Genomic DNA, 23,401 nt, shown 5'->3' with positions numbered 1-23,401 from the left:
GAGATGTTGTATTCAAAGGCTTGCTCATAAGCGTACTCGTGCGCGTGTAGTCTGCGTCACCCATTGCATGGCGATCAGCAGCGGAATAATCATGAAAAGAAAAATCAGGGTGTACGCCGAACCGACTTCCAGGCGCATCGAGGCGTAGCTGTCGGCCAAGCCCACCGGCAAGGTCATGGTCAGCGGCGTATGCAGCATCCAGGTGATGTTGAACTCGCCGACCGACAACGTCACCACCATCAGCGCACCGGCCAGGATGCCGGACATCACGTTGGGGATCACCACGCCGAAGAAGCGCTGCGACATGCTCGCACCGAGGCTGGCGGCGGCTTCTTCCAGGACCGCCAGTTGCGACGATTGCATCACCGCCAGCACCGGCCGCACCATGAACGGCAGCGTGAACAGCACGTGCCCCACCAGGATGAACAGCAGGCTGCCGCGAAACGCGCGGTATTGGCCATAGGCCATGATCAGCGCCAGCGCCGTCGCCAGCCCGGGAACCGCCACCGGCATCATCAGCAGTTCTTCGAACACGCGCGCCAGACGACTGTTGCCGCCTTTGTAGCGCGCCAGCATGTAGGCCAGCGGCACACCGGCGACCAGCGTCACCGCCAGGCAGGCCAGCGCGATGACGATGGAACGCCAGATGGTCATCTGGTAGGTGTCCCACACCTGCGCCACCCAGCGCAAGGTGAAGCCGCTGGACAAGCCGACGAAGAAATTCTCCGTCACGCCGGCCAGCATCGACAGCACCACCGGCACGATCAGGAAGGCGCACACCAGCAAGGTGAACGCCAGTTGCAGATAAAAACGAAAAGATCGCTTCACAGTCTCTCTCCCTAAGCCGTCGCCGGCACAGTGCTGCCGGACAGGGAACGCGCCAGCGCCAGGGCGATCCAGGTGATCACGCCGAGCACGATCGACAAGGCTGCCGACATTGCAAAATTGGCGTAGCTGGTGAATTCGTTATAGATCGCCATCGGCAAGACATCAATATTGGTCGCCAGCGTGAACGCGGTGCCGAAAGCGCCGACGCTGGTGGCGAAGCAAATCGCCCCGGACGAAATCAGCGCAGGCGTCAGCGCCGGCACCACGACGTCAAGGAATACCCGCGCCGGATTCGCACCGAGCGATCGGGCGGCTTCTTCCAGCGAAGGATCGAGCTTTTCCGCCGCGGCAATCACCGTCAGGATCACGCGCGGAATCGAAAAATACAGATAGCCCAAAAACAAACCGGCCAGCGAGTAGGCAAACACCAGCGATTCACCGAACAGCTTGTCGGTCAGCGCGCCGATCAGCCCCTGGCGTCCGGCCAGCATGATGACCATGAAGCCGACCACCACGCCGGGGAAGGCCAGCGGAAACGTCAGCATCGCCAGCAGCAGCGGCTTGCCGGGAAAACGGTTGCGTTGCAGGAACAGGCCGACGAAGGACGAAATCGCCAGCGTCGCCACGGTGACGACGCCCGACAGCACCAGCGTCGACACCAGGCTCCACAAATAGTGGCGATTGGTGACGACGGCCAGATAGGCCATCGCACCCGTCGGTCCGCTGGCGCCGACGCCGACCAGACGCAGCATCGGCAGCAGCCAGAACGCTGCGAACAGCGTCATGCCCGGCACCGCAAACAGCCAGACTTTGCTGCCCGGGCGTTTGCGGTTCGAGCGATGAGACTTGTTGGTCACGTGCGACGACATGGTTACTTCACTTCAGCCAGGTAACGTTCGCTGAACTGGCGCTGTACTTCAGCCATCTTGCCGTAGTCGACCGATTTGGCGCGGGCGTAGTCGGCTGCCGGCAGGAAGCGTGCTTCGGCTTCTTTCGAAATGGCCGAGGCGCGCACCGGACGCAGATAGGCGTTGGCCCAGATTGCCTGGCCTTCGTTCGACAGCAGGAAGTCCAGCACCTTCTTGGCGTTGGCCTGGTTCGGACCGTTCTTCACGAGGCTGACGACGTAAGGCACGGTGACGCTGCCTTCGGCCGGGATCACGAATGCGACGTTGGCCTTGTCCTTGTACTTGGCGCGATAAGCGTCGAAGTCGTAGCCGAACAGGATAGGAATTTCACCCGAGATCAGGCGTGCGTAGGAAGTTTGCTTCGGCACAATCGGTTGATTTTTTTGCAGCGACTTGAAGAAGTTGATGCCGGGCGTGAAGTTGTCCAGCGTACCGCCCAGCGCCTGGTTCACCGCCACGGCGCCGACATAGCCGACGAAGGCGCTGGCCGGATCGAGGTAACCGATCAGCCCCTTGTATTCAGGCTTGAGCAGGTCCGCCCACGAGCGCGGCACCGGCTTGCCTTTCAATGCATCGACATTGACCATGAGGCCCATGGTACCCGAATGGATCGTGGTCCAGTAACCTTCCGGATCTTTCAGACCGGCAGGCACGTCATTCCAGCCGGCCGGCTTGTACGGGGTGATGATGTCGTTTTTCCTGGCTTCGATGCCGAAGGTCACGCCGACATAGGTGAAGTCGGCAACCGGGCTGGCCTTCTCGGCCATGATCTGGGCCAGCGCCTGACCGCTGTTCTTGTTGTCGGGCGGCACGGTGATGCCGGTCTTTTCCTTGATGGTCTTGATCTGGGTCGCCCAGTCAGCCCATTCCGGCGGACAGTTGTAGCAGATGACGTTTTGCGCCGCGACGCTGAACGAGGCCGCGAGCGCCGCACCGGCTGCCAGCGTCTGAAGAACTTTGGACGATTTTGCAAATAAACGCATTTGGATTCCTTTCTGTTGCTGTTGATATTGTGTAAAACGAGAGCGGGTGAGGCAAAACGAAAAACTCAGGGAACAAACCGCTGCACCGACCCGCCGTCGCGGATCGCATGCGCGAGAATGCTGGAAGCAGGCTGACCGGCTTCGCCGATACCGGCTTGCTCGATCGCCGCCACCAGCGTGCGCAGCGCGACCTCGCCGATCTGTTCCGACGGCTGCACGGCGCTGGCCAGCACGGGCGACATCATTTCGCCCAGCGGAATGCCGTCGAAGCCCATCACCGAAATATCCTGCGGCACGCGCAAACCCAGCGCGCGCAAGTCGCGCATGGCGGAGAACGCCAGCAGATCGTTGGAACAGAACAAGGCGCTCGGCCGTTGTCCGGCATCGGCAAAAGACTGCAGGTGGTCGACGCCAAGGCCGGTGTGGCGCGGGACTTCGATCGGCGTCATCGGCGCCAGCCCGCGTTCGCGCATGGCGTCGAGATAGCCGTGGTAGCGCTGGATCGCCCGGTCGGAAGCGTGGAAATAACCGGTTAGCATCTGGATGCGGGTATGTCCCAGCGCGATCAGATGCGCCACCGCATCGTGCGCTGCAGCGCGGTTGTCGACCGAGACCGACAAACGCGACGTCTGCTGCGGCTGGTTGTAGGTCAGCACATAAGGAATACCTTCGCTGTCGAGCACGTCCAGCGTGTTGCTGGCGCTGGCGTCGGCGACCGTCAGGATGACGCCGTCGACGCGATGGCTCAACAGCAGATCAACCGCGGCGGCCTCGTCTTCCTGGCGGTATTCGGTAGCGGTGAACATCACCGAATAATCCAGCGCGCGCGCCGCCAGTTCGATGCCCTGCAGGCATTGCGCAAACACCGTATTGGACAGCGTCGGCACCACCACGCCGACGGTGCGCGAGCGCCCGGCGCGCAGGTTGCGGCCGTTGAAGTTGGGCCGGAAGCCCAAGGCGGCGATGGCCTGATTGATCTTGTCGGCGGTATCCGAACTCACTGATTCCGGCTTGTTGAGCAAGCGCGACACCGTCGCGGTGGAGACGCCGGCTTGCTGGGCAACTTGTTTGATGGATGGCGGCACGATGTCGGATGATGACCGTTATGAAAACGATTACATCGTGCCAGCACAATATGACGAGCCTATGACGATGAACATGTCCGATCGCATTGGCAATTATTTCACCCAGGAAATAAAAAACAGTTTCCGCCTGGTCATTTTTCATGGCCAAACTGACATCAACGCTAAACTGCGTGGACACAGGGGCGAGCCAGTATAATGTCGGGTTTCGATCTTTCCTTTGCCTCAACCCGTCATGCAAGATAAATATAGCCCCGCAGAAGTAGAACAATCCGCGCAGCAGCACTGGATCGCGACCGACGCCTACAAAACCGTCGAACACGCGAAAGACAAGAACGGCCGCGACAAGAAGAAGTTCTACGCCTGTTCGATGCTGCCCTACCCATCGGGCAAGCTGCACATGGGCCACGTGCGCAATTACACGATCAACGACGTGATGTACCGCTACCTGCGCATGAGCGGCTACAACGTGCTCATGCCGATGGGCTGGGATGCGTTCGGCATGCCGGCAGAAAACGCGGCAATGGCCAACGGCGTGCCGCCGGCGCAATGGACTTACTCGAACATCGAGTACATGAAGAAGCAAATGGCTTCCATGGGCCTGGCGATCGACTGGTCGCGCGAAATGACGGCCTGCTCGCCTGAATACTACAAGTGGAACCAGTGGATGTTCCTGAAGATGCTCGAAAAAGGCATCATCTACAAGAAGACCGGCACCGTGAACTGGGATCCGATCGACCAGACCGTGCTGGCCAACGAACAGGTCATCGACGGCAAGGGCTGGCGCTCGGGCGCGGTCATCGAGAAGCGTGAAATCCCGATGTACTACGCCAAGATCACCGACTACGCCGACGAGCTGCTGGAACACGTCGAAACCAAACTGCCGGGCTGGCCCGAGCGCGTGCGCCTGATGCAGGCCAACTGGATCGGCAAGTCGACCGGCGTGCGTTTCGCCTTCCCGCATGACATCAAGGATGACGGCAACGAAGGTAAACTCATCAACGACGGCAAGCTGTGGGTCTTCACCACGCGCGCCGACACCGTCATGGGCGTGACCTTCTGCGCCGTAGCGCCGGAACATGCGCTGGCGACTTACGCCGCGAAGAACAATCCTGCGCTGCAAGACTTCATCGCCGAATGCAAAAAGGGCAGCGTCATCGAAGCCGACATGGCAACGATGGAAAAAAAGGGCATGCCGACCGGCCTGTTCGTCACGCATCCGCTGACCGGCGCACAAGTTGAAGTGTGGGTCGGCAACTACGTGCTGATCACCTACGGCGACGGCGCCGTGATGGGCGTGCCTGCGCATGACGAACGCGATTTCGCCTTCGCCAGGAAATACAATCTGGCGATCAAGCAAGTCGTGGCCGTCGAAGGCAAGACCTACTCCACCGACGCGTGGGAAGAATGGTACGGCGACAAAGAAGGCGGCAAGACCGTAGCCTCCGGCAAATACGACGGCCTCGGCTATCAGGCTGCGGTCGATGCGGTTGCCGCCGACCTGGCCGCCAAGGGCCTGGGTGAAAAGAAAGTCACCTTCCGCCTGCGCGACTGGGGCATCTCTCGCCAGCGCTACTGGGGCACGCCTATCCCGATCATCCATTGCGCCGATTGCGGCGACGTGCCGGTGCCGGAAAAAGATCTGCCGGTCGTGTTGCCGGAAGACTGCGTGCCGGACGGCAGCGGCAACCCGCTCAACAAGCATGAAAAATTCCTGCACGTCGATTGCCCAAGCTGCGGCAAACCGGCGCGCCGTGAAACCGACACGATGGATACCTTCGTCGACTCGTCGTGGTACTACATGCGTTATACGTCCCCGAAGAGCAACGACGCGATGGTCGATTCGCGCAACGATTACTGGATGCCGATGGACCAGTACATCGGCGGTATCGAACACGCCGTGTTGCACTTGCTGTACGCGCGCTTCTGGACCAAGGTCATGCGCGACTTCGGCCTGGTGAAATTCGACGAACCGTTCACCAACCTGCTCACGCAAGGCATGGTGCTCAACGAAACCTACTATCGCGAAGACGCCGCCGGCAAGAAGACCTGGATCAATCCTGCCGACGTCGAACTGACGCACGACGACAAGGGCCGTCCGGTCTCGGCCATCCTCAGGGAAGACGGCCAGCCGGTCATCATCGGCGGCACCGAGAAGATGTCGAAGTCCAAGAACAACGGCATCGATCCGCAAGCGCAGATCGACCAGTACGGCGCCGACACCGCGCGCCTGTTCACCATGTTCGCTTCGCCGCCGGAGCAGACGCTGGAATGGTCGGGCACCGGCGTCGAAGGCGCCAACCGTTTCCTGCGCCGCGTGTGGGCGTTTGCGTATAACAACGCGGCCCGCATTCAAGCTGCCGGTACAGTCGACGCTGCACAACTGACCGACGCGCTGAAGACATTGCGCCGTGAAGTACACAAGGTGTTGCAGCAGGCCGATCATGACCTGAAGCGCATCCAGTACAACACCGTGGTGTCGGCCTGCATGAAGATGCTCAACACGCTCGAAGCCGCCAAGCTGGAAGACAGCCCGGCTGCCAACGCCGTGCTGGCGGAATGCACCTCGATTTTCCTGCGCATCCTCAATCCGATCACGCCGCACATTACGCACGCGCTGTGGCAGGAACTGGGCTTCGCCAAGCAGCAAGGCGACATCCTCGACGCCGAGTGGCCGCAAGTCGACGCCGCCGCGCTGGAGCAAAGCGAGATCGAGATGATGATCCAGGTCAACGGCAAACTGCGCGGCAGCATCACCGTCGCCAAGAACGCCGACAAGGCCGCCATCGAAGCGCTGGCGCTGGCCAACGAAAGCGTGCAGAAATTCCTGACCGGCGCACCGAAGAAAGTGATCGTCGTGCCGGGCAAGCTGATCAACATCGTTGCCTGATATCGATAGTCGTCACGATACGCAAAACATCACGCCCACGAACCTGAACACGGACATCTACATGCCATTTCAACTTCACCGACGCAAAGCGCTGCAATGGTTCCTGATGCTGCTGGCAGCGGGCATGCTCAGCGCCTGCGGCTTTCACATGCGCGGACCGGCGCAGCTGCCCTTCAAGTCGATTTACCTCGGCTTTTCCGGCAACTCGTCGCTGGGCACTGAACTGAAACGTTACATCCGCGCCAGCGGCGTGCAGGTCACTGACAGCGCCACCGAAGCGGAAGCCATCCTGCAGGTGTTGGCCGACACGCGCGAGAAGAAGATCCTGTCCCTGAACACCAACGGCCAGGTGCGCGAATACAGCCTGTATCAACGCTTCAGCTTCCTGGTCAAGGATCAGGCCGGCAAGGTGCTGATTGCACCGGCGTCCATCGTGCTCAAGCGCGACATCACCTATGACGCCAACCAGGAACTGGCGAAGCAGGCCGAAGAAGCGCTGCTGTACCGCGACATGCAGACCGACCTGGTGCAACAGATCCTGCGCCGCCTGTCCGCGACCAAGACCAACATCGACGAAACCGTCGAGGAATAACAGATGCAGCTGCGGCTAGACGCGCTCGACACGCACCTGGCGAAATCCTTGTCGCCGCTGTATGTCATCGCCAGCGACGAACATCTGCTGGCACTGGAAGCCGCCGACAAGATCCGCAAGACCGCGCGCGCCAACGGCTACACCGAGCGCGACGTGCTGGTGGTCGAACGCAGCTTCAAATGGGGCGAGCTGCTGGCCGCCAACCAGTCGCAATCGCTGTTCGGCGACAAGAAACTGATCGAGCTGCGCATCCCCACCGGCAAACCCGGCAAGGATGGCGGCCAGGCGCTGCAGGAATATGCCGCCAACCTGAACCCGGACAACCTGACCATCATCAGCCTGCCCAAGCTGGACTGGGCCACCGCCAAAGCGGCGTGGGTCGGCACCTTGCAGCAGGCCGGCGTGTACATCGACATCCCGCTGGTCGAACGCGCGCATCTGCCCGGCTGGATAGCCAATCGCCTCACCGCGCAGCAGCAGAGCGCCGACCGCCAGTGCATGGATTTCATCGCCGACCGCGTCGAAGGCAATCTGCTCGCCGCGCATCAGGAGATTCAAAAACTCGGCCTGCTCTACCCGACCGGCAAGCTGAGCTTCGAACAAGTGCACGACGCCGTGCTGAACGTGGCGCGCTACGACGTCTTCAAGCTCAACGAAGCCATGCTGTCGGGCGACGCCGCGCGGCTCATGCGCATGATGGATGGCCTGAAGGGTGAAGGCGAAGCCCTGCCGCTGGTGCTGTGGGCCGTGGCCGAAGAAGTGCGCACGCTGCTCAAGCTGAAGTCCGGCGTCACCCAGGGCAAGCAACTGGGCATGCTGCTCAAGGAATACCGCATCTGGGGTCCGCGCGAGAAACTGATGGAACCGGCGTTGCGCCGCATCAGCCTGGCGACGCTGCAGACCGCGTTGCAGGAAGCCGCGCAGATCGACAAGATGGTCAAGGGCTTGCGCGCCAAAGCATTTTCCGGTGATGCCTGGGATGCGCTGTCGCAGCTGGGCCTCAAGCTCGCGCGCGGCTATTGAAGAATACTTAAGCTTAAATACTCATCATGACGATCGACATCGAACACTACATGACCGACATCGGCCGGCGCGCCCGCAAGGCGTCGCGCGCCATGGCCAAGGCGGATACCGCCGCGAAAAACCGCGCGCTGACGCTGATCGCCGCCGCCATCCGCCGCGATGCAGATACGCTGCGCGCCGCCAACCAACAAGACCTGGCCGCTGCACGCGCCAACGGTTTATCGGAGGCCATGCTGGACCGCCTGACACTGTCCGACAAAGCCATCGCCACCATGGCCGAAGGCCTGGAACAGATCGTCGCCCTGCCCGATCCTATCGGCGAAATCTCCAACATGAAATACCGCCCGACCGGCATCCAGGTTGGCCAGATGCGCGTCCCGCTGGGCGTCATCGGCATCATCTACGAAGCGCGTCCGAACGTCACCGTCGACGCCGCCGGCCTGTGCATCAAGAGCGGCAACGCCACCATCCTGCGTGGCGGTTCCGAAGCGATCCACTGCAACCAGGCGTTGTCGAAACTGGTCAAGGAAGGCCTGGCCGGCGCCGGTTTGCCGCAGGATGCGGTGCAGGTAGTCGAGACCACCGACCGCGCTGCCGTCGGTGCGCTGATCACCATGACCGAGTACGTCGACGTCATCGTGCCGCGCGGCGGCAAGGGATTGATCGAACGCCTGATCAAGGAATCCAAGGTGCCGATGATCAAGCATCTGGACGGCATCTGCCACGTCTACATCGACGACAAGGCCGACCTGCAAAAAGCGCTGGATGTCGCTTTCAACGCCAAGTGCCATCGCTACGGCACCTGCAACACCATGGAAACCCTGCTGGTGGCGCGCGCCATCGCGGCCGATGTGCTGCCGAAGCTGGCCGAGCTGTACCGCGCCAAGGACGTCGAGCTGCGCGGCGACGCCGAAAGCCGCCTGATACTGGCCGGCTATCCGCTGCTGAAAGAAGCCGTCGAAGAAGACTGGCGCACCGAATACCTTGCGCCTATCCTGGCAGTGAAGATCGTCGCCGACATGGACGAAGCGATCGAGCACATCAATACTTACTCGTCGCAGCATACCGACGCCATCGTCACGGAAGACTACACCCGCGCCATGCGTTTCCTGCGCGAAGTCGATTCGGCCTCGGTCATGGTCAACGCTTCGACGCGTTTTGCCGACGGTTTCGAATACGGCCTCGGCGCCGAGATCGGCATCTCCAACGACAAGCTGCACGCACGCGGCCCGGTCGGACTGGAAGGCCTGACCTCACTCAAATACGTGGTGCTGGGACAAGGGCAAGTACGTCAGTAAGCACACAACCGTCGTCCTCCCTTAATAGCCGTCGCCAAAGGAAACTGCATGCTCTGGATCAAAGCCCTGCACATCGTGTTCATCGCCTCGTGGTTCGCCGGTTTGTTCTACCTGCCGCGCATCTTCGTCAATCTGGCGCAGGAAACCGAAACCCTGGTCACGGAACGCCTGCTCGGCATGGCGCGCCGCCTGTATCGCTTCACCACCATCCTGGCGATTCCGGCGATTGCGCTGGGCCTGTACCTGTATCTGGTTATCGGCATCGGCAAAGGCCCCGAAGGCAAAGGAACGGCGGGCTGGATGCATGCCAAGCTGGCACTGGTGATTCTGGTGATCGGCTATCACCATGCCTGCGGTTCGCTGCTCAAAAAATTCGAAAATGGTCAAAACAAGCGCAGCCACAAGTGGTTCCGCTGGTTCAACGAAGTCCCGGTATTATTGCTGCTGGCGATCGTGATTCTGGTCGTCGTCAAACCGTTCTGATTTTTATCTGTATTTTGCTGGTCCATCTTCGATTCACCCGACCCACCTTTTACGGAGTCCTTCATGGGCAAAGTATGTGAATATTTCTTCGCGCCGCATTCTCCCTTTGCCTATCTGGGGCACGCGCGTTTTGTCGCTATGGCCAAGCAATACGACGTGCAGGTCGTGCTCAAGCCCTTCGACCTGAGCAAGATTTTCGGCCAGTCCGGCGGCTTGCCGCTGGCCAAGCGTGCGCCGCAACGCCAGGCGTATCGCCTCAAGGAACTGGCGCGCTGGAGCAAATTCCTCGGCCTGCCGATGAACCTGCAGCCGACTTATTTTCCGGTGCAGAGCGACGCCGCCGCGCGCCTGATCATCGCCACGCAACTGGCGCACGGCACCAACGCAGCGCTCGAGCTGACCGGCGCCGTCATGCGTGCGATCTGGGAAGAAGAAAAGAACATCGCCGACACCGACACGCTGCTGGCCATCGCCAACGGCCTCGGCCACGATGGCGCCAGCCTGCTGAAGTCTTCCGAGACCGCCAGCGTGCAGGCCGAGTTCGATCGCTTCAGCGAAGAAGCGACGGCGGCCAATGTCTTCGGCGCACCATGGTTTGTAGTTGACGGCGAAGGTTATTGGGGCCAGGATCGACTCGATTTCGTCGAACGCGCATTTGCAGAAAAGTAAGTAGCAGACGTAAGCAACAAGCAGCAGTAAAGAAGCAAAGCCGTCGTTCCCGCGCGGGCAGGAGCGGCGGTTTGGCATTTATGCCGTTATCATTTTTATGCCCGGCACACACTGATTTATCAACGGACAAAAGGTACCCCTCATGAGCACCAACTATTCCTATTTTTGCCCCTGCCCGCGCGGCCTTGAAATCGCCCTCGCGGAAGAACTCAACGAAATCGCCCAACTGGCCGGCCCCGACGCCAACCTGAAAGTACACACTCAGGTTCCCGGCGGCGTGCATTGCTCCGGCAGCATCATCGGCGCCTACCAGCTGAACCTGCGCTCGCGCATCGCCAGCCGCGTGCTGCTACGCCTGGCGCACGGTTCGTACAAGAACGAAAACGACATCTACGACATGACCCTCGAACAGGAGTGGGAAAACTGGTTCGAGGTGTCGCACACGATTCGCGTTGACGTCACCGCGGTCAAGTCGCCGCTGCGCAGCCTCGAATTCGCCACGCTGAAAATCAAGGACGCCATCTGCGACCGTTTCCGCGAACGTTTCGACGAGCGCCCATCGGTCAACACCAAGACGCCGGACATGCGTATCTCCGGCTTCCTCGACGCACACACCTTCACCCTCTATATCGACACCTCCGGCGAAGCCCTGTTCAAGCGCGGCTGGCGCGATGACACCGGCGAGGCGCCGCTGCGCGAAAACCTCGCTGCCGGCCTGTTGCGCACCAGCGGCTGGAAACCCGGCATGGTGCTGTTCGACCCGATGTGCGGCTCCGGCACCATCCTGGCCGAAGCGGCGCAAATGCTGGCCGGCATCCCGCCGGGCGCACGCCGCCGTTTTGCGTTTGAGAAATTCGACAACTTCGACGCCGAAGCCTGGCTGGCGATCAAGGGCGATTTCAAGCCGAATCCCTTGCCGACCGTGCCGACGATTTTCGGCAGCGACATCTCGGGCGACATGGTCAACATCGCGCGCAATAATCTGCGCAAGGCCGGCATCCAGTTCGAGGTGCCGCTGAAACAGATCGAAGCGCAGGAGGTCAAACCACCAGTCGACGCCGACGGCAACCCGGCCACCGGCATCATGCTGACCAATCCGCCGTATGGCGAGCGTCTGAGCGTGCGCGGCGATGCCGCCGTCCCGACCGACGAGCTGTTCGCCGCCTTCTTCAGCGCCTTCGGCACCACGCTCAAGCAGCGTTTCGCCGGTTGGAGCGTGTTCTTGTTCTCGGCCGACCTCGGCCTGCCGAAATTGTTGCGCCTGAAAGAAGCTCGCAAGACGCCTTTCTTCAATGGCGCCCTGGAATGCCGTTTGTTCCGCTTCGACATGGTGGAAGGCTTCAATCGCCGCGAGGCAGCCAAACCCAAGCCGGATCAGACTTAAGCATTGTCGACGGGATGATTTTCCTTGATTGTCAATGCAATCGAGACAATTCATCCCGCTGCGCCTTATTTATCCCGGACTCGCTTTTCCTTAAAGTTGCTCTCAACGAAGTCAATCACGACTTCATTCTTTTTGGGAGCCAACATGACCACCACTACCATCAATACCAAAGCCGACTACGCCGCCTTCCTGCTGCGCGTGACGTCCGGTTTGTTTTTCCTGGCCCACGCCGCGATGAAAATTTTTGTCTTCACCCTGCCCGGCACCGCTGCTTTCTTTGAATCGCTGGGCCTGCCCGGCTTCCTCGCGTATCTGGTCATCCTGCTGGAAGTGATCGGCGGCGTCGCGCTGGTGATCGGCTTCTACGGCGACCTGCTGGCCATTCCGCTGGCCATCGACCTGGTCGGAGCCATCGTCACCGTGCACGGCAAGAACGGCTTCTTCTTCAGCAACCCCAAGGGCGGCTGGGAATATCTGGTCATGTGGATTGTTGCGCTGGTCGCGGTCTATCTGCTCGGCAACGGCGCCTTCGCCGTCAAGCGCGAGAGTCTGAGCAAGGCTGCATAATCGTCTGCAAAGCACGTCAGCACATCGTTTTCCCCCGGGGCTGCGGCCCCGCGATTCCGGATTGGAGCACATCATGTCTATCGCACTGCCTTCGCTTTTCGTTTCCCACGGTTCGCCCATGCTGGCGGTTGAACCGGGCAAGACCGGTCCGCTGTTGCGCAGCATCGGCGAACGCCTGCCGGCGCCGAAAGCCATCCTCATCGTATCGCCGCACTGGGAAACCCAGACCCCGCGCGTCGGCAACCTGCCCAAACAGCGCGTGATCCACGATTTCGGCGGTTTTCCGCGCGAGCTGTATGAGCTGGATTACCCCGCCGCCGGTTCGCCGGATCTGGCGGAGCGTGTCGCCGGCCTGCTGCGCGATGCCGGCCTGCATGCGCAGACCGACGACGGCTGGGGCCTCGACCACGGCGCTTGGGTGCCGCTGCGCTATCTGTATCCGCAAGCCGATATCCCGGTGGTGCAGCTGTCGCTGCAAGCGCATCAGCCGCCGGCCTATCACTACAAGATCGGCCAGTTGTTGGCGCCGCTGGCGCAGGAAGGCATCCTGCTGGTCGGTTCGGGCAGTTTCACGCACAACCTGCGCGAACTGCGCCGCAACGATCCGGACTCCGGCGATGCGCCGCACACGATCGAGTTCCTGCAATGGTTCCTGACGCAGATGCAGGCCGGCAATCTGGAAGCGCTGCTGGACTATCGCCATTCAGCGCCGCACGCGGTGCGCACGCATCCGACCGACGAACATCTGCTGACCTTGTTCTTCGCCATGGGCGCCGCCGACGACTGGACCCAACTGGTGCATCTGGACAGCGGATCGACGTATCATAGCCTGCGCATGGATGCCTTCGCCTTCGGCGCACAGTCGTCCATCCTCGCGGATCTGCCTGCCGCCGCCTGAACCTGCCCGGAGAGAATCGCTTGAACAAACTGCGCGAAATCGAATGCTTCATTGCTGTCGCCGAGCTGGGCAGCTTCGTCAAGGCGGCGGATGCCCTGAATGTTTCCAAGGCGGCGGTTTCGCGCACGATTCTTGAACTGGAAGCGCGGCTCGGTGCACGCCTGATGCAACGCACGACGCGCCGGCTGTCGCTGACCGAGGCCGGCTCCCTGTATCTGGAACGCTGCAAGCACATCGTCTCGGCGCTGGAAGACGCCGACCAGATGCTCACCGTCGGCAACACCGATCCGACCGGCCTGTTGCGCATCAACGTGCCGCAGACCTTCGGCGTGCTGCATCTGGTCAATGTCTGGCCGTGCCTGCTGCGCCGCTATCCCGGCATCAAGCTCGACATCACGCTGTCGGACCGCATCGTCGACATCATCGAAGAAGGCTACGACCTTGCGATCCGTATCGCGCGCCTGCCGAACTCGTCGCTGATCTACCGCAAGCTGGCGTCGACCCGCATCGTGGTCTGCGCCTCGCCCGCATATCTCGAAAAGCACGGCACGCCGCAGCATCCGGATGATCTCAAGGATCACATGGTGATGGGCTACAGCTACTCGGCCGATAAGGACGAATGGCATTTCGAAGGCCCCGAGGGCGCCGTCAGCGTCAAGACCAACGTGCGCATGCACGCCAACAACGGCGACACCTGCGTCGCCGCCGCGCTGGCCGGCATCGGCATCACGCGCCAGCCGACCTTCATGCTGAGCGAGCATATCCGCAGCGGCAAGCTGGTGCCGATCATGCCCGATTACATGTCGGCCGAACTGGGCATCTATGCGGTCTACCCGAGCCGCACTCACTTGCCCGCCAAGGTGCGCGCGACCATCGACTTCCTCGTGCATGCGTTTGAGGAAGTGCAGTGGGAAGACAAATAGCGCTTCAAATCTGGTCGCGTCGAACAGCCGTTGGATGTGCAATAAAAGACCATGGCGGGCTCGTATAAAGATCACTCATTTCTCAATCACTTCCTGACCGTTTCCTGACCAGGTGAAAAAATCCGCAGCCTTGCGGATTTTTTTTCATCTCCCTTTTCAGCGGCGCGCTTAAGGCGCACAATCCGCGCTCGCCATCAGTGGTCTGACCATTGGACCGATTTCCTTTTCTCTCAATGTGCATGCCGATTTTGCTCGTATCTGCGTGCACCGGCTCCGTGTGAACGGCTTGACATACTCTTCGGATTGATTCAAAGTGACCACATTACAGACTTAATGTCCACATATTGGACATTAAAAATAGTCCGAAGCAACCGGAATCGCTGAACATCTGAGGAGAAGACACATGCAAGCCACGACCCCTGAGGCATCGAAAATGATGCCCTACCAATATCCGAACCCGAAAGAAGCGCCGCTCGAAATCGTGGTCGGCTCCGCCATTCCCGAAGACGAAAAAGTCTGGGTGCCGCAAGCCGAGAACGTCTGGTTCCGTCCGCTGTGCCTGAATGTGTCGCAAGGCTACTGGACCAACCTGCTGCGCGTGCGCAAGTCCGGCGTGCTGAGCCGCCATCGCCATCCGGCGCCGGTGCACGGCATGGTGCTCAAGGGCCGCTGGCGCTATCTGGAACACAACTGGATCGCCGAACAAGGCAGCTACGTGTTCGAACCGCCGGGCGAAACCCACACCCTGTACGTGCCGGAAGACGTCGAAGAAATGATCACCTATTTCCACATCACCGGCGTGATGTACTACTGCGATCCGTTCGGCAAGTTCGAAGGCTACGAAGACGTCTTCACCAAACTAGAAATGTGCAAGGCACACTACGAGAAGGTCGGCCTGGGCGCCGATTTCGTGCAGCAGTTCGTGCGTTGATTGCCGTTGATTGCCTAAAGGAATGACCGACGCCATGAGCTACGCACAAGCCGATTACAACTTCCAGGGCGCAGTCGCCGTGGTCACCGGCGGTACCGGCGGCATCGGCGCCGCCATCAGCGCGCGCCTGGCGCAGGCCGGCGCCGAGGTGGTCTGCTGGGACCTGAAGCCTGCGATCGATGCGCTCTACCCTCAAGACACCGTCGACGTCACCGACCCGGCTTCAGTCGAGGCGGCGACACAGCGCCTGCTGGCCTCGCGCGGCCGCATCGATTTCCTGATCAACAACGCCGGCTATGCCGGTTCGACCGTGCCGCTGGATGAATACGACGTCGCCGAGTGGCATCGCATCGTTGAAGTCAATCTGATGGGCGTGTTCCATACCTGCCGCTCGGTAGTCCCTGCCATGCGCGCCGCCGGCCAGGGCCGCATCGTCAACATCGCCTCGCTGGCCGGCAAGGAAGGCACGCCCAACGCGTCCGCCTACAGCGCCTCCAAGGCTGGCGTGCTGGCGCTGACCAAATCGCTCGGCAAGGAACTGGCCAATGCCGGCATCCTGGTCAACGCACTGGCGCCGGCCGCAGTCAAGACCACGCTGCTGGAACAGATGAGCCCGGCGCACGTCGCCACCATGATCAGCAAGAGCCCGATGGGTCGCTTAGGCTATGTCGAGGAAGTGGCCGAGATGGTGGCCTGGCTGTGCTCCGGTTCATGCACGTTCAACACCGGCGCTGTGTTCGATTTATCCGGAGGACGCGCGACTTACTAAGTCGCCACAACGAACAGTATTAGTACTACCCGTCCGGCTGTCACAAGCGGCCGGACATTTCTTTCGCAGCACGGCACATAAGCACCGCAAAGACGGCGCAAGCAGGTGATGTAGCTCAGAAGCTGTTTGCCTGCAGCGCTTTACATTTACATTGGAGACAACATGGAAGTCCAAAAGAGCAGCAAGCTCAAACGTATTCAGTGGGTCGCACTGACCTTCCTGATGCTTGCCGGCATCGTCAATTACCTCGACCGCAGCACGCTGTCCATCGCCAACCATTCCGTCAGCCAGGAGCTGGGATTGAGCGCATCGGAAATGGGCCTGCTGCTGTCCGCATTTTCACTCGCCTACGCATTCTCGCAATTGCCGATCGGCGCGATGCTCGACAAGTTCGGCGCGCGCGTGATGCTCGGCGCCGGCATGATGGTGTGGTCGGTGGCGCAACTGGCCGGCGGCTTCGTCGGTTCGCTGCATCAGTTCCTGGTGGCGCGCGTGTTCCTCGGCCTGGGCGAAGCGCCGCAGTTCCCGGCCGGCGCCAAGGTGGTTTCCGAATGGTTCGCCGTGCGCGAACGCGGCGGCCCGACCGGCATCTTCGTCGCCTCGTCGACCATCGGCCCGGCGCTCGCGCCGCCGATCCTGACCGTGCTGATGCTGTCGTTCGGCTGGCGCATGATGTTCGTCATCATGGGTATCGCCGGTATCGCCGTCGCAGTGGGCTGGTACATTTTCTACCGCAACCGCAATGAAGTCGAACTGACGCCATCCGAAATGCTGTACCTGGCCGACGGTACCGACAACGATCCGAACGCCAACGCCAAGCTGACCTGGCACGAGTGGAAAGGCCTGTTCAAATACCGCACCACCTGGGGCATGCTGTTCGGCTTCATGGGCGTGATCTACATGGTCTGGCTGTACCTGACATGGCTGCCGGCCTACCTGGAACATGAACGTCACCTCAGCATCGCGCGCACCGGCTGGGTCGTCGTCATTCCTTACATCTTCGGCACGCTGGGCATGCTGTCTTCCGGCTACATCGCCGACGGCCTGATGAAACGCGGCATGGCGCCGATCCGCAGCCGCAAATGGCCGATCTGCGCCGGTCTGATCGGTGCGGGCGCGTTCACCATTCCTGCTGCGTACACACCAAGCACCACCATGGCGATCGTCTACATCTCGCTGGCGATGGCGTTCGTGAACATGGCAAGCGGCGGCGCATGGGCGCTGGTCAGCGTGGCGATTCCACGCCGCCTGGTGGCTTCGCTGGGCAGCCTGCAAAACTTCGGCGGCTATCTCGGCGGCTCGCTGGCGCCGTTGATTACCGGCGTCGTGGTCGACAAGACGCACTCGTTCGTCAACGCCCTGCTAATCAGCGCCGCAGTCGCGTTCGCTGCTGCGCTGGTGTACATGTTCGTGGTGAACAAGCCGATCGAAGGCGACGGCGCGACAGCCTGATGTTTGATTCACCCTATAAGGAAAAGCACATGACATTTACTCCCAACCTGTTCCAGGGCAAGACCGCCCTGGTCACCGGCGGCACGCAAGGCATCGGCGGCGCAGTCGCCCGCCAGCTGGCCGCCATGGGGGCGAAGGTAATCGCGGCAGGCCTGCCGCCGTTCGCCACCGAAGAGTTCACCGGCACCGGCGTCACGCTGGCCGAACTCAACGTGGCCTCCGACGACAGCGTCAAGAACCTGTTTGCAGGCATCGGGCAACTCGACATCGTGATCAACTGCGCCGGCATCATCAAGCGCGGCGCCGAACATGAAGTCGATGTCTTCGAACAGGTGATCGCAGTCAACCTGACCGGCACCATGCGTGTCTGCTCAGCGGCGCGTCCGCTGCTGAAGGAAAGCAAGGGCTGCATCGTCAACCTGGCGTCGATGCTGAGCTTTTTCGGCGGCGGCCTGGTGCCGGGCTACAGCGCCAGCAAAGGCGGCGTCGCGCAACTGACCAAGTCGCTGGCGATCGCCTATGCCGCCGACGGCATCCGCGTCAACGCGGTGGCGCCGGGATGGATTGCAACGCCGTTGACCAAGGCACTGCAGGAAGATCCGGCGCGCTCGGGTCCCATCCTGCAACGCACGCCGCTCAATCGCTGGGGCACACCGGAAGACATCGGCAATGTCGCCGCCTTCCTGTGCACGCCGGCCTCCTCCTTCATGACCGGCGCCGTGGTGCCTGTCGATGGCGGCTATCTGGTGTCGTAGCATTTTCCTGAAATCATCGCATCACCCGCTTCACCTTTTCCGGCGCCGCCTGCGCAGTTTGTAATGGCGGCGCCGGAAAATCCCTCGGCTATAATGCGCCTCTGCAGCAGCCATCTTCCCGTCATTTGCGCCCGACCAGCCTGAAACCATGCCGACTTCCGACACCGCCGCCGAAGACAATCCGAAAATCGCCGGTACGGCTGCGTTCTCCAAATTCATGGTGGTGCTGCAACTGATCGCCGACCAGGAAGCGCCGCTGTCGATTGCGCAATTGAGCGCGCAAAGCGGCTATCCGCGCCCCACCGTCTATCGCATCCTCGCCGCCCTGATGGCCGAAGGCATGGTGGTGGAAAACCCGCGCACCAAAAATTTTGAACTGGGCCCGCGCCTGATCAACCTGGCCAGCAAATCGTGGGCCAAGTCCGACATCCGCACCGCCGCCATCGACGCCCTGCACACGCTGCGCGACACCACGCGCGAAACCGTCCACCTGGCCGTGCCCAGCGACAACGGCATGGTCTACATCGAAAAGCTGGAAAGCCCGCAAGCCGTCCGCATGACCTCGCGCGTCGGCACGCGTGTGACGCTGTACTCCAGCTCGGTCGGCAAAGCCTACCTTGCCGCGCTCGGCGAAGAACAGCGCCGCAGCCTGCTGCGCGCCGTCAAGATGCAGAAGTTCACCGAGCACACCATCACCGATCCGGAAGCCCTGCGCGCCGAAATCGCCATGACCGGACAACGCGGCTATGCCGAAGACCGCGAAGAAAACGAAGCGCAGATCTTTTGCCTCGGCGCCGCCATCCGCGGCAGCGACGGCGCACCGGTGGCCTGCATCAGCATCAGCATCCCGGTTTTCCGCAAGCATGAAAATTTGCACGCCACCTATATCGAACCGCTGCTGGCGACGTGCAAGGCCATCTCGCTGAAACTGGCCGGTCCGCGTTGAACGCCGGCCGGTAGCCTGCGCCGATCGCGCATTTCATTTACACAGCTTAACGAAGTGTTACCAATTGCTTCCTCAGCGCCGGACGCGCGAGGGAACTGGTTAAATCCTGCTTTCCGTTCGACGAAAGCAAGCCATGAAGCATCCGTTCTTTCCGTACCGTTTTAGCCATTGCCTGCACGCTACAGCACTCGCGCTGAGCCTGCTGAGCTTGACGCCGCTGCCGGCGCACGCAACCCCGCTCATGGATCTGTTCCCGGAAGACATCATCAGCACGGTGCAGCAGCTCAAACCTGAACTGAACCTCAATCCCAATCAACAAATCCTGTGGCGCCAGACGGAGCAAAAGACGCAGGCCATCGTACGCCGGCATCAACTGCGGCGCGATCGTCTGCAGGCAGAGACCGCGCGCAACATGAGCAAACCCGGCTTTGAACTGCGCGAACTCGGACGCGCCGTCGATCAGGAATCGGCGCTCTCGGAAGAAGACAGCCGCCAACTGCGCGAACTCTGGCTGACCGTCGCCGATGCGCTGGACGATACGCAGCGGCAGGCGGTCCAGTCGTTCATCGCCGACCGTTTGCAGCGCGTCGCCGAACATGGCGGCGGCGCGCCGGAAAAGAGCGAAGGCGGCCGCATGGGCGGCAAACGCGGCGGGGCCGGCGGCGGCATGGGAGGTTCTGGCGGCATGGGTGGCACCGGTGGCGGATCGCAATTCTGATCCGATGCCGTGTAGTGCAAGATTGCCGATAGAGCGGCCTCCGCCAATGCCGGAAGCCGCTGCACTCAAACCTCGGGCGGCAAATCGACGGTGAACAGATTCTTGCCGTCGACATTGTGCAGGGACACCGTCATCACCCTGGTCTTCGCGTCGATCTTGCCGATGCCGAAGAATTGATACAAGTCGGCCGGCGAGCGGTTCTGCTTCATGTCGGCAGGAATGCTCACATAGCGCACATCCGGACCGAATGTCCGGTCGATCTCGCCGGGACCGAAAGTACCGGCATGCAAAGGTCCACCGACGAATTCCCAGAACGGTTTGAAGTCGGTGAACTGCGCCTTCTCCGGCATGTAGTAAGTCGCCGATGCATAGTGCACGTCGGCCGTCACCCACACCACGTTCTTGATGTTGTGGCGCTTGATGAAGCGCAGCAGCTCCGCGACTTCCAGCTCGCGTCCGGACGGCTTGCCGTTGTCGGCATTGGCCCACGCCTCGAAGGTGCCTTGCGGCACATCGGGATTCAGATCCGGCACGACGATTGAAATCGGCATGTCGCTGGCGATCACTTTCCAGGTCGAACGCGACCGCAGCAGCGCCTGCTTGATCCAGCGCATCTGCGCTGCACCGAGGAAGGCTGCGTCGGGGCCCTGCGTGGGCTGACGGTTAGGTGAATTAGCGCCGCGATAGCTGCGCTCGTCGAGCATGAAGACTTCCAGCAGCGGGCCGTAATTGAAAGCGCGGTAAATGCGCTCCGGATCGGCCACATCGATGCGGAACGGGTTGTACTCGAACATCGCCTGCCGCGCGCGTTGCTTCAGCACGTTCAGCGCACGCTCCTGATAGCGTTTCTCCGCCTCGCCGATAACCTGGCCGGGATACCAGTTGTTGCGCACCTCGTGGTCGTCCCACTGCACCAGGAACGGCACTTCCGCCATGAAGCGTTTCTTGTTGGCGTCCATCAGGTTATAGGCGAAGTTGCCGCGGTAGTCGTCGAGCGTCTCCGCAACTTTTGACTTGGCCGGTGTCACCAGATTGCGCCAGAGGCTGCCGTCGTCCAGCGTCACCTCGGCCTGGATCGGACCGTCGGCGTAAATCTGGTCGCCCGAGTGGATGAAGAAATCCGGCTTGAAGCGGCGCATGGTTTCATACACGCGATAGCCGCCCCAGGCTTCATTGATGCCCCAGCCCTGCCCCGCCTCATCGCCGGAAAACGCGAAGCTGATGTCGCGCTCGCTGCCGCCGGGGATGATCAGGCTGCCGCTCACCGGCGCGCTCCATGCCGACTCGTGCTGCAAGTCCTGGAAGCGCACGCGATAGAACAGCCGCTGCGATACCGGCAAGCCGCGCAGATCCACACGTGCGGTGTAATCGTTGCGCGCCAGCGCCGCCGGACCGGCGACAGTGATCGCATCCTTGAAATTTTCGTTGACCGAATACTCCACCACCATGCGTGCCGCGCGGTCGGTGCGGCTCCATAGCATCGCCGTGTCGCGCGTGATGTCGCCGCTCATGGCGCCGCTGTCGACTTGCGGACGCAAACGCTCCGAGGTCACGACGGCTGGCGCTTGCTGTGCGAATGCGGGCGTCAGTGTGCCGGCGGTCAGCAACGCGCCGGTGCCGAGCGCGGCGTCGCGCAGGAAGTCGCGGCGGCCGTTGCCGTCGTTGTTGCTGGAAGATGAAGAGGAAAGATCGTCGGACATGGCGGACTCCTTGGCTGGCTGCACGGAAAATTGCAATGTAGCAATGCAATATGACCGTTCCATGAACAGATGCCGATCTCTGGGAGCGGTACGCACTCGCCTTTGAATTTTCGATGTGGCCCGAAGAAAACCTCGAATTGCTTCCACTTGTCCTCGCCGAGACGATCAAAACGCCGATATTTGCGCAAACAGCTCGTTTTTTACTACGCACCAAGCGGACGCATCGTTTCGCACGATTTGCGTGCGGTTTGCCTCCGTCTCTGCGAGCTTCGAAAAATTTTCCTTTAAATTCAATTGTTTAAAATTTTGCACCGAAATGGAATGATTTTTGCTTTATTAGGTGCTTTTTAAACTTTTTTGCACAATTATTGGGAGATTTTTCTGTGGACGATCACAAAAATGGTGCCGATGCGCTCTTCATTTTGCTCGGCGCAATCATGATCCTGGCGATGCATGCCGGCTTTGCCTTCCTGGAACTGGGAACGGTGCGCCGCAAAAACCAGGTCAACGCGCTGGTCAAGATCCTCGCCGATTTTGCGGTATCGACCATCGCCTATTTTTTTGTCGGCTACTACGTCGCCTACGGCGTCAGTTTCTTTAGCGGCGCCGAAACGCTGGCGGCACGCAGCGGCTTCGAGCTGGTCAAGTTCTTCTTCCTGCTGACCTTTGCTGCCGCGATTCCCGCCATCATTTCCGGCGGCATCGCCGAGCGCTCCAAATTCCACCCGCAACTGATCGCTACCGCGGTGCTGGTCGGCCTGGTGTATCCCTTCTTCGAAGGCATCGCCTGGAACCAGCACTTCGGCGTGCAGGCGTGGATCAAGAGCGTCTTCGGCGCAGAATTCCACGACTTCGCCGGCTCCATCGTGGTCCACGCGGTCGGCGGCTGGATCGCCCTGCCCGCGGTGTTGCTGCTGGGCGCACGCCGCGGCCGCTACACCAGGGACGGCAACATCGCCGCGCACCCGCCGTCGAACATCCCCTTCCTCGCACTGGGCGCCTGGATCCTCACGGTCGGCTGGTTCGGCTTCAACGTCATGAGCGCGCAAACCCTGGACAAGATGAACGGCCTGGTCGCACTCAATTCCCTCATGGCCATGGCCGGCGGCACGCTGGTGGCGCTGATCATGGGCAAGAACGATCCCGGCTTCGTCTACAACGGTCCGCTGGCCGGGCTGGTCGCCGTGTGCGCCGGCTCCGACCTGATGCATCCGCTTGGCGCGCTGGTCACCGGCGGCATCGCCGGCGCCATCTTCGTGTGGATGTTCACGCGCACGCAGAACAAATGGAAGATCGACGACGTGCTCGGCGTCTGGCCGCTGCACGGCCTGTGCGGCGCCTGGGGTGGGCTGGCCGCCGGCATCTTCGGCACGAAAGCGCTGGGCGGCATCGGCGGCGTGTCCGTCATGGCGCAGTTGTGCGGCACCGTGCTGGGCATCGCCATCGCCTCCCTCGGCGGCTGGATCGTCTACGGCCTGCTCAAGAAAGCCATCGGCATCCGCCTCGATGCGGAACAGGAGTTCGAGGGTGCGGATTTGTCGATACACAAGATTTCATCGACGGCGGAGCGTGAGACCAGTTGGTAGTCTGGCCGCACCTCAG

The 23,401-nt window shown here is 61.2% G+C and carries 23 protein-coding genes; 18 read left to right on the top strand and 5 right to left on the bottom strand.

The window, feature by feature from the left end; genetic code table 11:
* Positions 1-24 precede the first annotated feature (24 nt).
* The 4 genes from AKL25_RS09160 to AKL25_RS09145 all read right to left on the bottom strand — a co-directional run bounded on the left by AKL25_RS09160 (position 25) and on the right by AKL25_RS09145 (position 3,804).
* Complete coding sequence (locus AKL25_RS09160; RefSeq protein ID WP_050477346.1) at positions 25-828, bottom strand: ABC transporter permease; 804 nt, start codon at positions 826-828, stop codon at positions 25-27.
* An 11-nt stretch (positions 829-839) separates the two neighbouring features.
* Positions 840-1,697 carry an ABC transporter permease gene (locus AKL25_RS09155; protein ID WP_050477345.1) on the bottom strand — a complete coding sequence of 286 codons (858 nt, stop codon included), beginning with the start codon at positions 1,695-1,697 and terminating at the stop codon, positions 840-842.
* Positions 1,698-1,699: 2 nt separating this feature from the next.
* Entirely contained in the window at positions 1,700-2,719 is a 1,020-nt protein-coding gene (locus AKL25_RS09150) for an ABC transporter substrate-binding protein (RefSeq protein WP_050477344.1), read from the bottom strand.
* A 65-nt stretch (positions 2,720-2,784) separates the two neighbouring features.
* The gene (locus tag AKL25_RS09145; RefSeq protein WP_050477343.1) at positions 2,785-3,804 is read right to left on the bottom strand and encodes a LacI family DNA-binding transcriptional regulator; all 1,020 of its coding nucleotides are present in this window, start codon (positions 3,802-3,804) and stop codon (positions 2,785-2,787) included.
* A 1-nt stretch (position 3,805) separates the two neighbouring features.
* On the opposite strand from AKL25_RS09145, the gene AKL25_RS09140 reads away from it, so the two are divergent.
* The 17 genes from AKL25_RS09140 (at position 3,806) to AKL25_RS09060 (ending at position 20,099) form a co-directional block, all read left to right on the top strand.
* The gene (locus AKL25_RS09140) at positions 3,806-4,000 is read left to right on the top strand and encodes a hypothetical protein (protein ID WP_050477342.1); all 195 of its coding nucleotides are present in this window, start codon (positions 3,806-3,808) and stop codon (positions 3,998-4,000) included.
* Positions 4,001-4,036: 36 nt separating this feature from the next.
* Positions 4,037-6,691, top strand: a complete 2,655-nt coding sequence (gene leuS / locus AKL25_RS09135) for a leucine--tRNA ligase (RefSeq protein ID WP_050477341.1) — start codon at positions 4,037-4,039, stop codon at positions 6,689-6,691.
* Between the two features lie 61 nt (positions 6,692-6,752).
* Positions 6,753-7,283, top strand: coding sequence for an LPS-assembly lipoprotein LptE (locus AKL25_RS09130; RefSeq protein WP_050477556.1), 531 nt, complete (start codon positions 6,753-6,755; stop codon positions 7,281-7,283).
* Positions 7,284-7,286: 3 nt separating this feature from the next.
* Positions 7,287-8,306, top strand: a complete 1,020-nt coding sequence (holA, locus tag AKL25_RS09125; protein WP_050477340.1) for a DNA polymerase III subunit delta — start codon at positions 7,287-7,289, stop codon at positions 8,304-8,306.
* Positions 8,307-8,332: 26 nt separating this feature from the next.
* Positions 8,333-9,604, top strand: a complete 1,272-nt coding sequence (locus AKL25_RS09120; protein ID WP_050477339.1) for a glutamate-5-semialdehyde dehydrogenase — start codon at positions 8,333-8,335, stop codon at positions 9,602-9,604.
* A 48-nt stretch (positions 9,605-9,652) separates the two neighbouring features.
* Complete coding sequence (locus AKL25_RS09115; protein WP_050477338.1) at positions 9,653-10,087, top strand: CopD family protein; 435 nt, start codon at positions 9,653-9,655, stop codon at positions 10,085-10,087.
* A 63-nt stretch (positions 10,088-10,150) separates the two neighbouring features.
* On the top strand, positions 10,151-10,756 hold the full coding sequence (locus AKL25_RS09110) for a 2-hydroxychromene-2-carboxylate isomerase (RefSeq protein ID WP_050477337.1): 606 nt from the start codon (positions 10,151-10,153) through the stop codon (positions 10,754-10,756).
* 142 nt (positions 10,757-10,898) lie between these two features.
* Positions 10,899-12,140 (top strand): THUMP domain-containing class I SAM-dependent RNA methyltransferase, encoded by a 1,242-nt coding sequence (locus AKL25_RS09105; protein WP_050477336.1) that lies wholly within the window; start codon positions 10,899-10,901, stop codon positions 12,138-12,140.
* Between the two features lie 144 nt (positions 12,141-12,284).
* Positions 12,285-12,707: a DoxX family protein gene (locus tag AKL25_RS09100; RefSeq protein ID WP_050477335.1), complete on the top strand. Its 423-nt coding sequence runs from the start codon at positions 12,285-12,287 to the stop codon at positions 12,705-12,707.
* Between the two features lie 73 nt (positions 12,708-12,780).
* Positions 12,781-13,605 (top strand): dioxygenase family protein, encoded by an 825-nt coding sequence (locus AKL25_RS09095; protein ID WP_050477334.1) that lies wholly within the window; start codon positions 12,781-12,783, stop codon positions 13,603-13,605.
* Between the two features lie 20 nt (positions 13,606-13,625).
* A complete protein-coding gene (locus tag AKL25_RS09090; protein ID WP_050477333.1) occupies positions 13,626-14,528 on the top strand; it encodes a LysR family transcriptional regulator in 903 nt (300 codons plus the stop codon).
* 403 nt (positions 14,529-14,931) lie between these two features.
* Positions 14,932-15,459 carry a 2,4'-dihydroxyacetophenone dioxygenase family protein gene (locus AKL25_RS09085; protein ID WP_050477332.1) on the top strand — a complete coding sequence of 176 codons (528 nt, stop codon included), beginning with the start codon at positions 14,932-14,934 and terminating at the stop codon, positions 15,457-15,459.
* Positions 15,460-15,493: 34 nt separating this feature from the next.
* Positions 15,494-16,228: an SDR family NAD(P)-dependent oxidoreductase gene (locus AKL25_RS09080; protein ID WP_050477555.1), complete on the top strand. Its 735-nt coding sequence runs from the start codon at positions 15,494-15,496 to the stop codon at positions 16,226-16,228.
* Between the two features lie 162 nt (positions 16,229-16,390).
* Positions 16,391-17,680, top strand: coding sequence for an MFS transporter (locus tag AKL25_RS09075; protein WP_050477331.1), 1,290 nt, complete (start codon positions 16,391-16,393; stop codon positions 17,678-17,680).
* Positions 17,681-17,709: 29 nt separating this feature from the next.
* On the top strand, positions 17,710-18,435 hold the full coding sequence (locus AKL25_RS09070) for an SDR family NAD(P)-dependent oxidoreductase (RefSeq protein ID WP_050477330.1): 726 nt from the start codon (positions 17,710-17,712) through the stop codon (positions 18,433-18,435).
* Positions 18,436-18,583: 148 nt separating this feature from the next.
* Positions 18,584-19,381, top strand: a complete 798-nt coding sequence (locus AKL25_RS09065) for an IclR family transcriptional regulator (protein WP_050477329.1) — start codon at positions 18,584-18,586, stop codon at positions 19,379-19,381.
* A gap of 133 nt (positions 19,382-19,514) precedes the next feature.
* Positions 19,515-20,099 (top strand): hypothetical protein, encoded by a 585-nt coding sequence (locus tag AKL25_RS09060; RefSeq protein WP_050477328.1) that lies wholly within the window; start codon positions 19,515-19,517, stop codon positions 20,097-20,099.
* Between the two features lie 65 nt (positions 20,100-20,164).
* Here AKL25_RS09060 and AKL25_RS09055 read toward each other — a convergent pair whose 3' ends face one another.
* The gene (locus tag AKL25_RS09055; protein WP_050477327.1) at positions 20,165-21,799 is read right to left on the bottom strand and encodes an alkaline phosphatase D family protein; all 1,635 of its coding nucleotides are present in this window, start codon (positions 21,797-21,799) and stop codon (positions 20,165-20,167) included.
* A 383-nt stretch (positions 21,800-22,182) separates the two neighbouring features.
* Between AKL25_RS09055 and AKL25_RS09050 the strand changes: the two genes are divergently transcribed.
* Entirely contained in the window at positions 22,183-23,385 is a 1,203-nt protein-coding gene (locus AKL25_RS09050) for an ammonium transporter (protein ID WP_050477326.1), read from the top strand.
* Positions 23,386-23,401: the final 16 nt, after the last annotated feature.

It is taken from the genome of Herbaspirillum rhizosphaerae (assembly GCF_001189965.1).
Classification (GTDB): domain Bacteria; phylum Pseudomonadota; class Gammaproteobacteria; order Burkholderiales; family Burkholderiaceae_D; genus Herbaspirillum; species Herbaspirillum rhizosphaerae.
Note: the sequence above shows the minus strand (reverse complement) of the source record. Positions and strands in the feature narration are given on the sequence as shown.

Bases quoted from the DNA above. Each gene is read 5' to 3' on its own strand.
- AKL25_RS09065 (WP_050477329.1), top strand. From the start codon at position 18,584: ATGCCGACTTCCGACACCGCCGCCGAAGACAATCCGAAAATCGCCGGT.
- holA (WP_050477340.1), top strand. From the start codon at position 7,287: ATGCAGCTGCGGCTAGACGCGCTCGACACGCACCTGGCGAAATCCTTG.
- AKL25_RS09115 (WP_050477338.1), top strand. From the start codon at position 9,653: ATGCTCTGGATCAAAGCCCTGCACATCGTGTTCATCGCCTCGTGGTTC.
- AKL25_RS09110 (WP_050477337.1), top strand. From the start codon at position 10,151: ATGGGCAAAGTATGTGAATATTTCTTCGCGCCGCATTCTCCCTTTGCC.
- AKL25_RS09075 (WP_050477331.1), top strand. From the start codon at position 16,391: ATGGAAGTCCAAAAGAGCAGCAAGCTCAAACGTATTCAGTGGGTCGCA.
- leuS (WP_050477341.1), top strand. From the start codon at position 4,037: ATGCAAGATAAATATAGCCCCGCAGAAGTAGAACAATCCGCGCAGCAG.
- AKL25_RS09100 (WP_050477335.1), top strand. From the start codon at position 12,285: ATGACCACCACTACCATCAATACCAAAGCCGACTACGCCGCCTTCCTG.
- AKL25_RS09055 (WP_050477327.1), bottom strand. From the start codon at position 21,799: ATGTCCGACGATCTTTCCTCTTCATCTTCCAGCAACAACGACGGCAAC.
- AKL25_RS09085 (WP_050477332.1), top strand. From the start codon at position 14,932: ATGCAAGCCACGACCCCTGAGGCATCGAAAATGATGCCCTACCAATAT.
- AKL25_RS09060 (WP_050477328.1), top strand. From the start codon at position 19,515: ATGAAGCATCCGTTCTTTCCGTACCGTTTTAGCCATTGCCTGCACGCT.
- AKL25_RS09095 (WP_050477334.1), top strand. From the start codon at position 12,781: ATGTCTATCGCACTGCCTTCGCTTTTCGTTTCCCACGGTTCGCCCATG.
- AKL25_RS09130 (WP_050477556.1), top strand. From the start codon at position 6,753: ATGCCATTTCAACTTCACCGACGCAAAGCGCTGCAATGGTTCCTGATG.
- AKL25_RS09080 (WP_050477555.1), top strand. From the start codon at position 15,494: ATGAGCTACGCACAAGCCGATTACAACTTCCAGGGCGCAGTCGCCGTG.
- AKL25_RS09140 (WP_050477342.1), top strand. From the start codon at position 3,806: ATGTCGGATGATGACCGTTATGAAAACGATTACATCGTGCCAGCACAA.
- AKL25_RS09150 (WP_050477344.1), bottom strand. From the start codon at position 2,719: ATGCGTTTATTTGCAAAATCGTCCAAAGTTCTTCAGACGCTGGCAGCC.
- AKL25_RS09120 (WP_050477339.1), top strand. From the start codon at position 8,333: ATGACGATCGACATCGAACACTACATGACCGACATCGGCCGGCGCGCC.
- AKL25_RS09155 (WP_050477345.1), bottom strand. From the start codon at position 1,697: ATGTCGTCGCACGTGACCAACAAGTCTCATCGCTCGAACCGCAAACGC.
- AKL25_RS09105 (WP_050477336.1), top strand. From the start codon at position 10,899: ATGAGCACCAACTATTCCTATTTTTGCCCCTGCCCGCGCGGCCTTGAA.
- AKL25_RS09070 (WP_050477330.1), top strand. From the start codon at position 17,710: ATGACATTTACTCCCAACCTGTTCCAGGGCAAGACCGCCCTGGTCACC.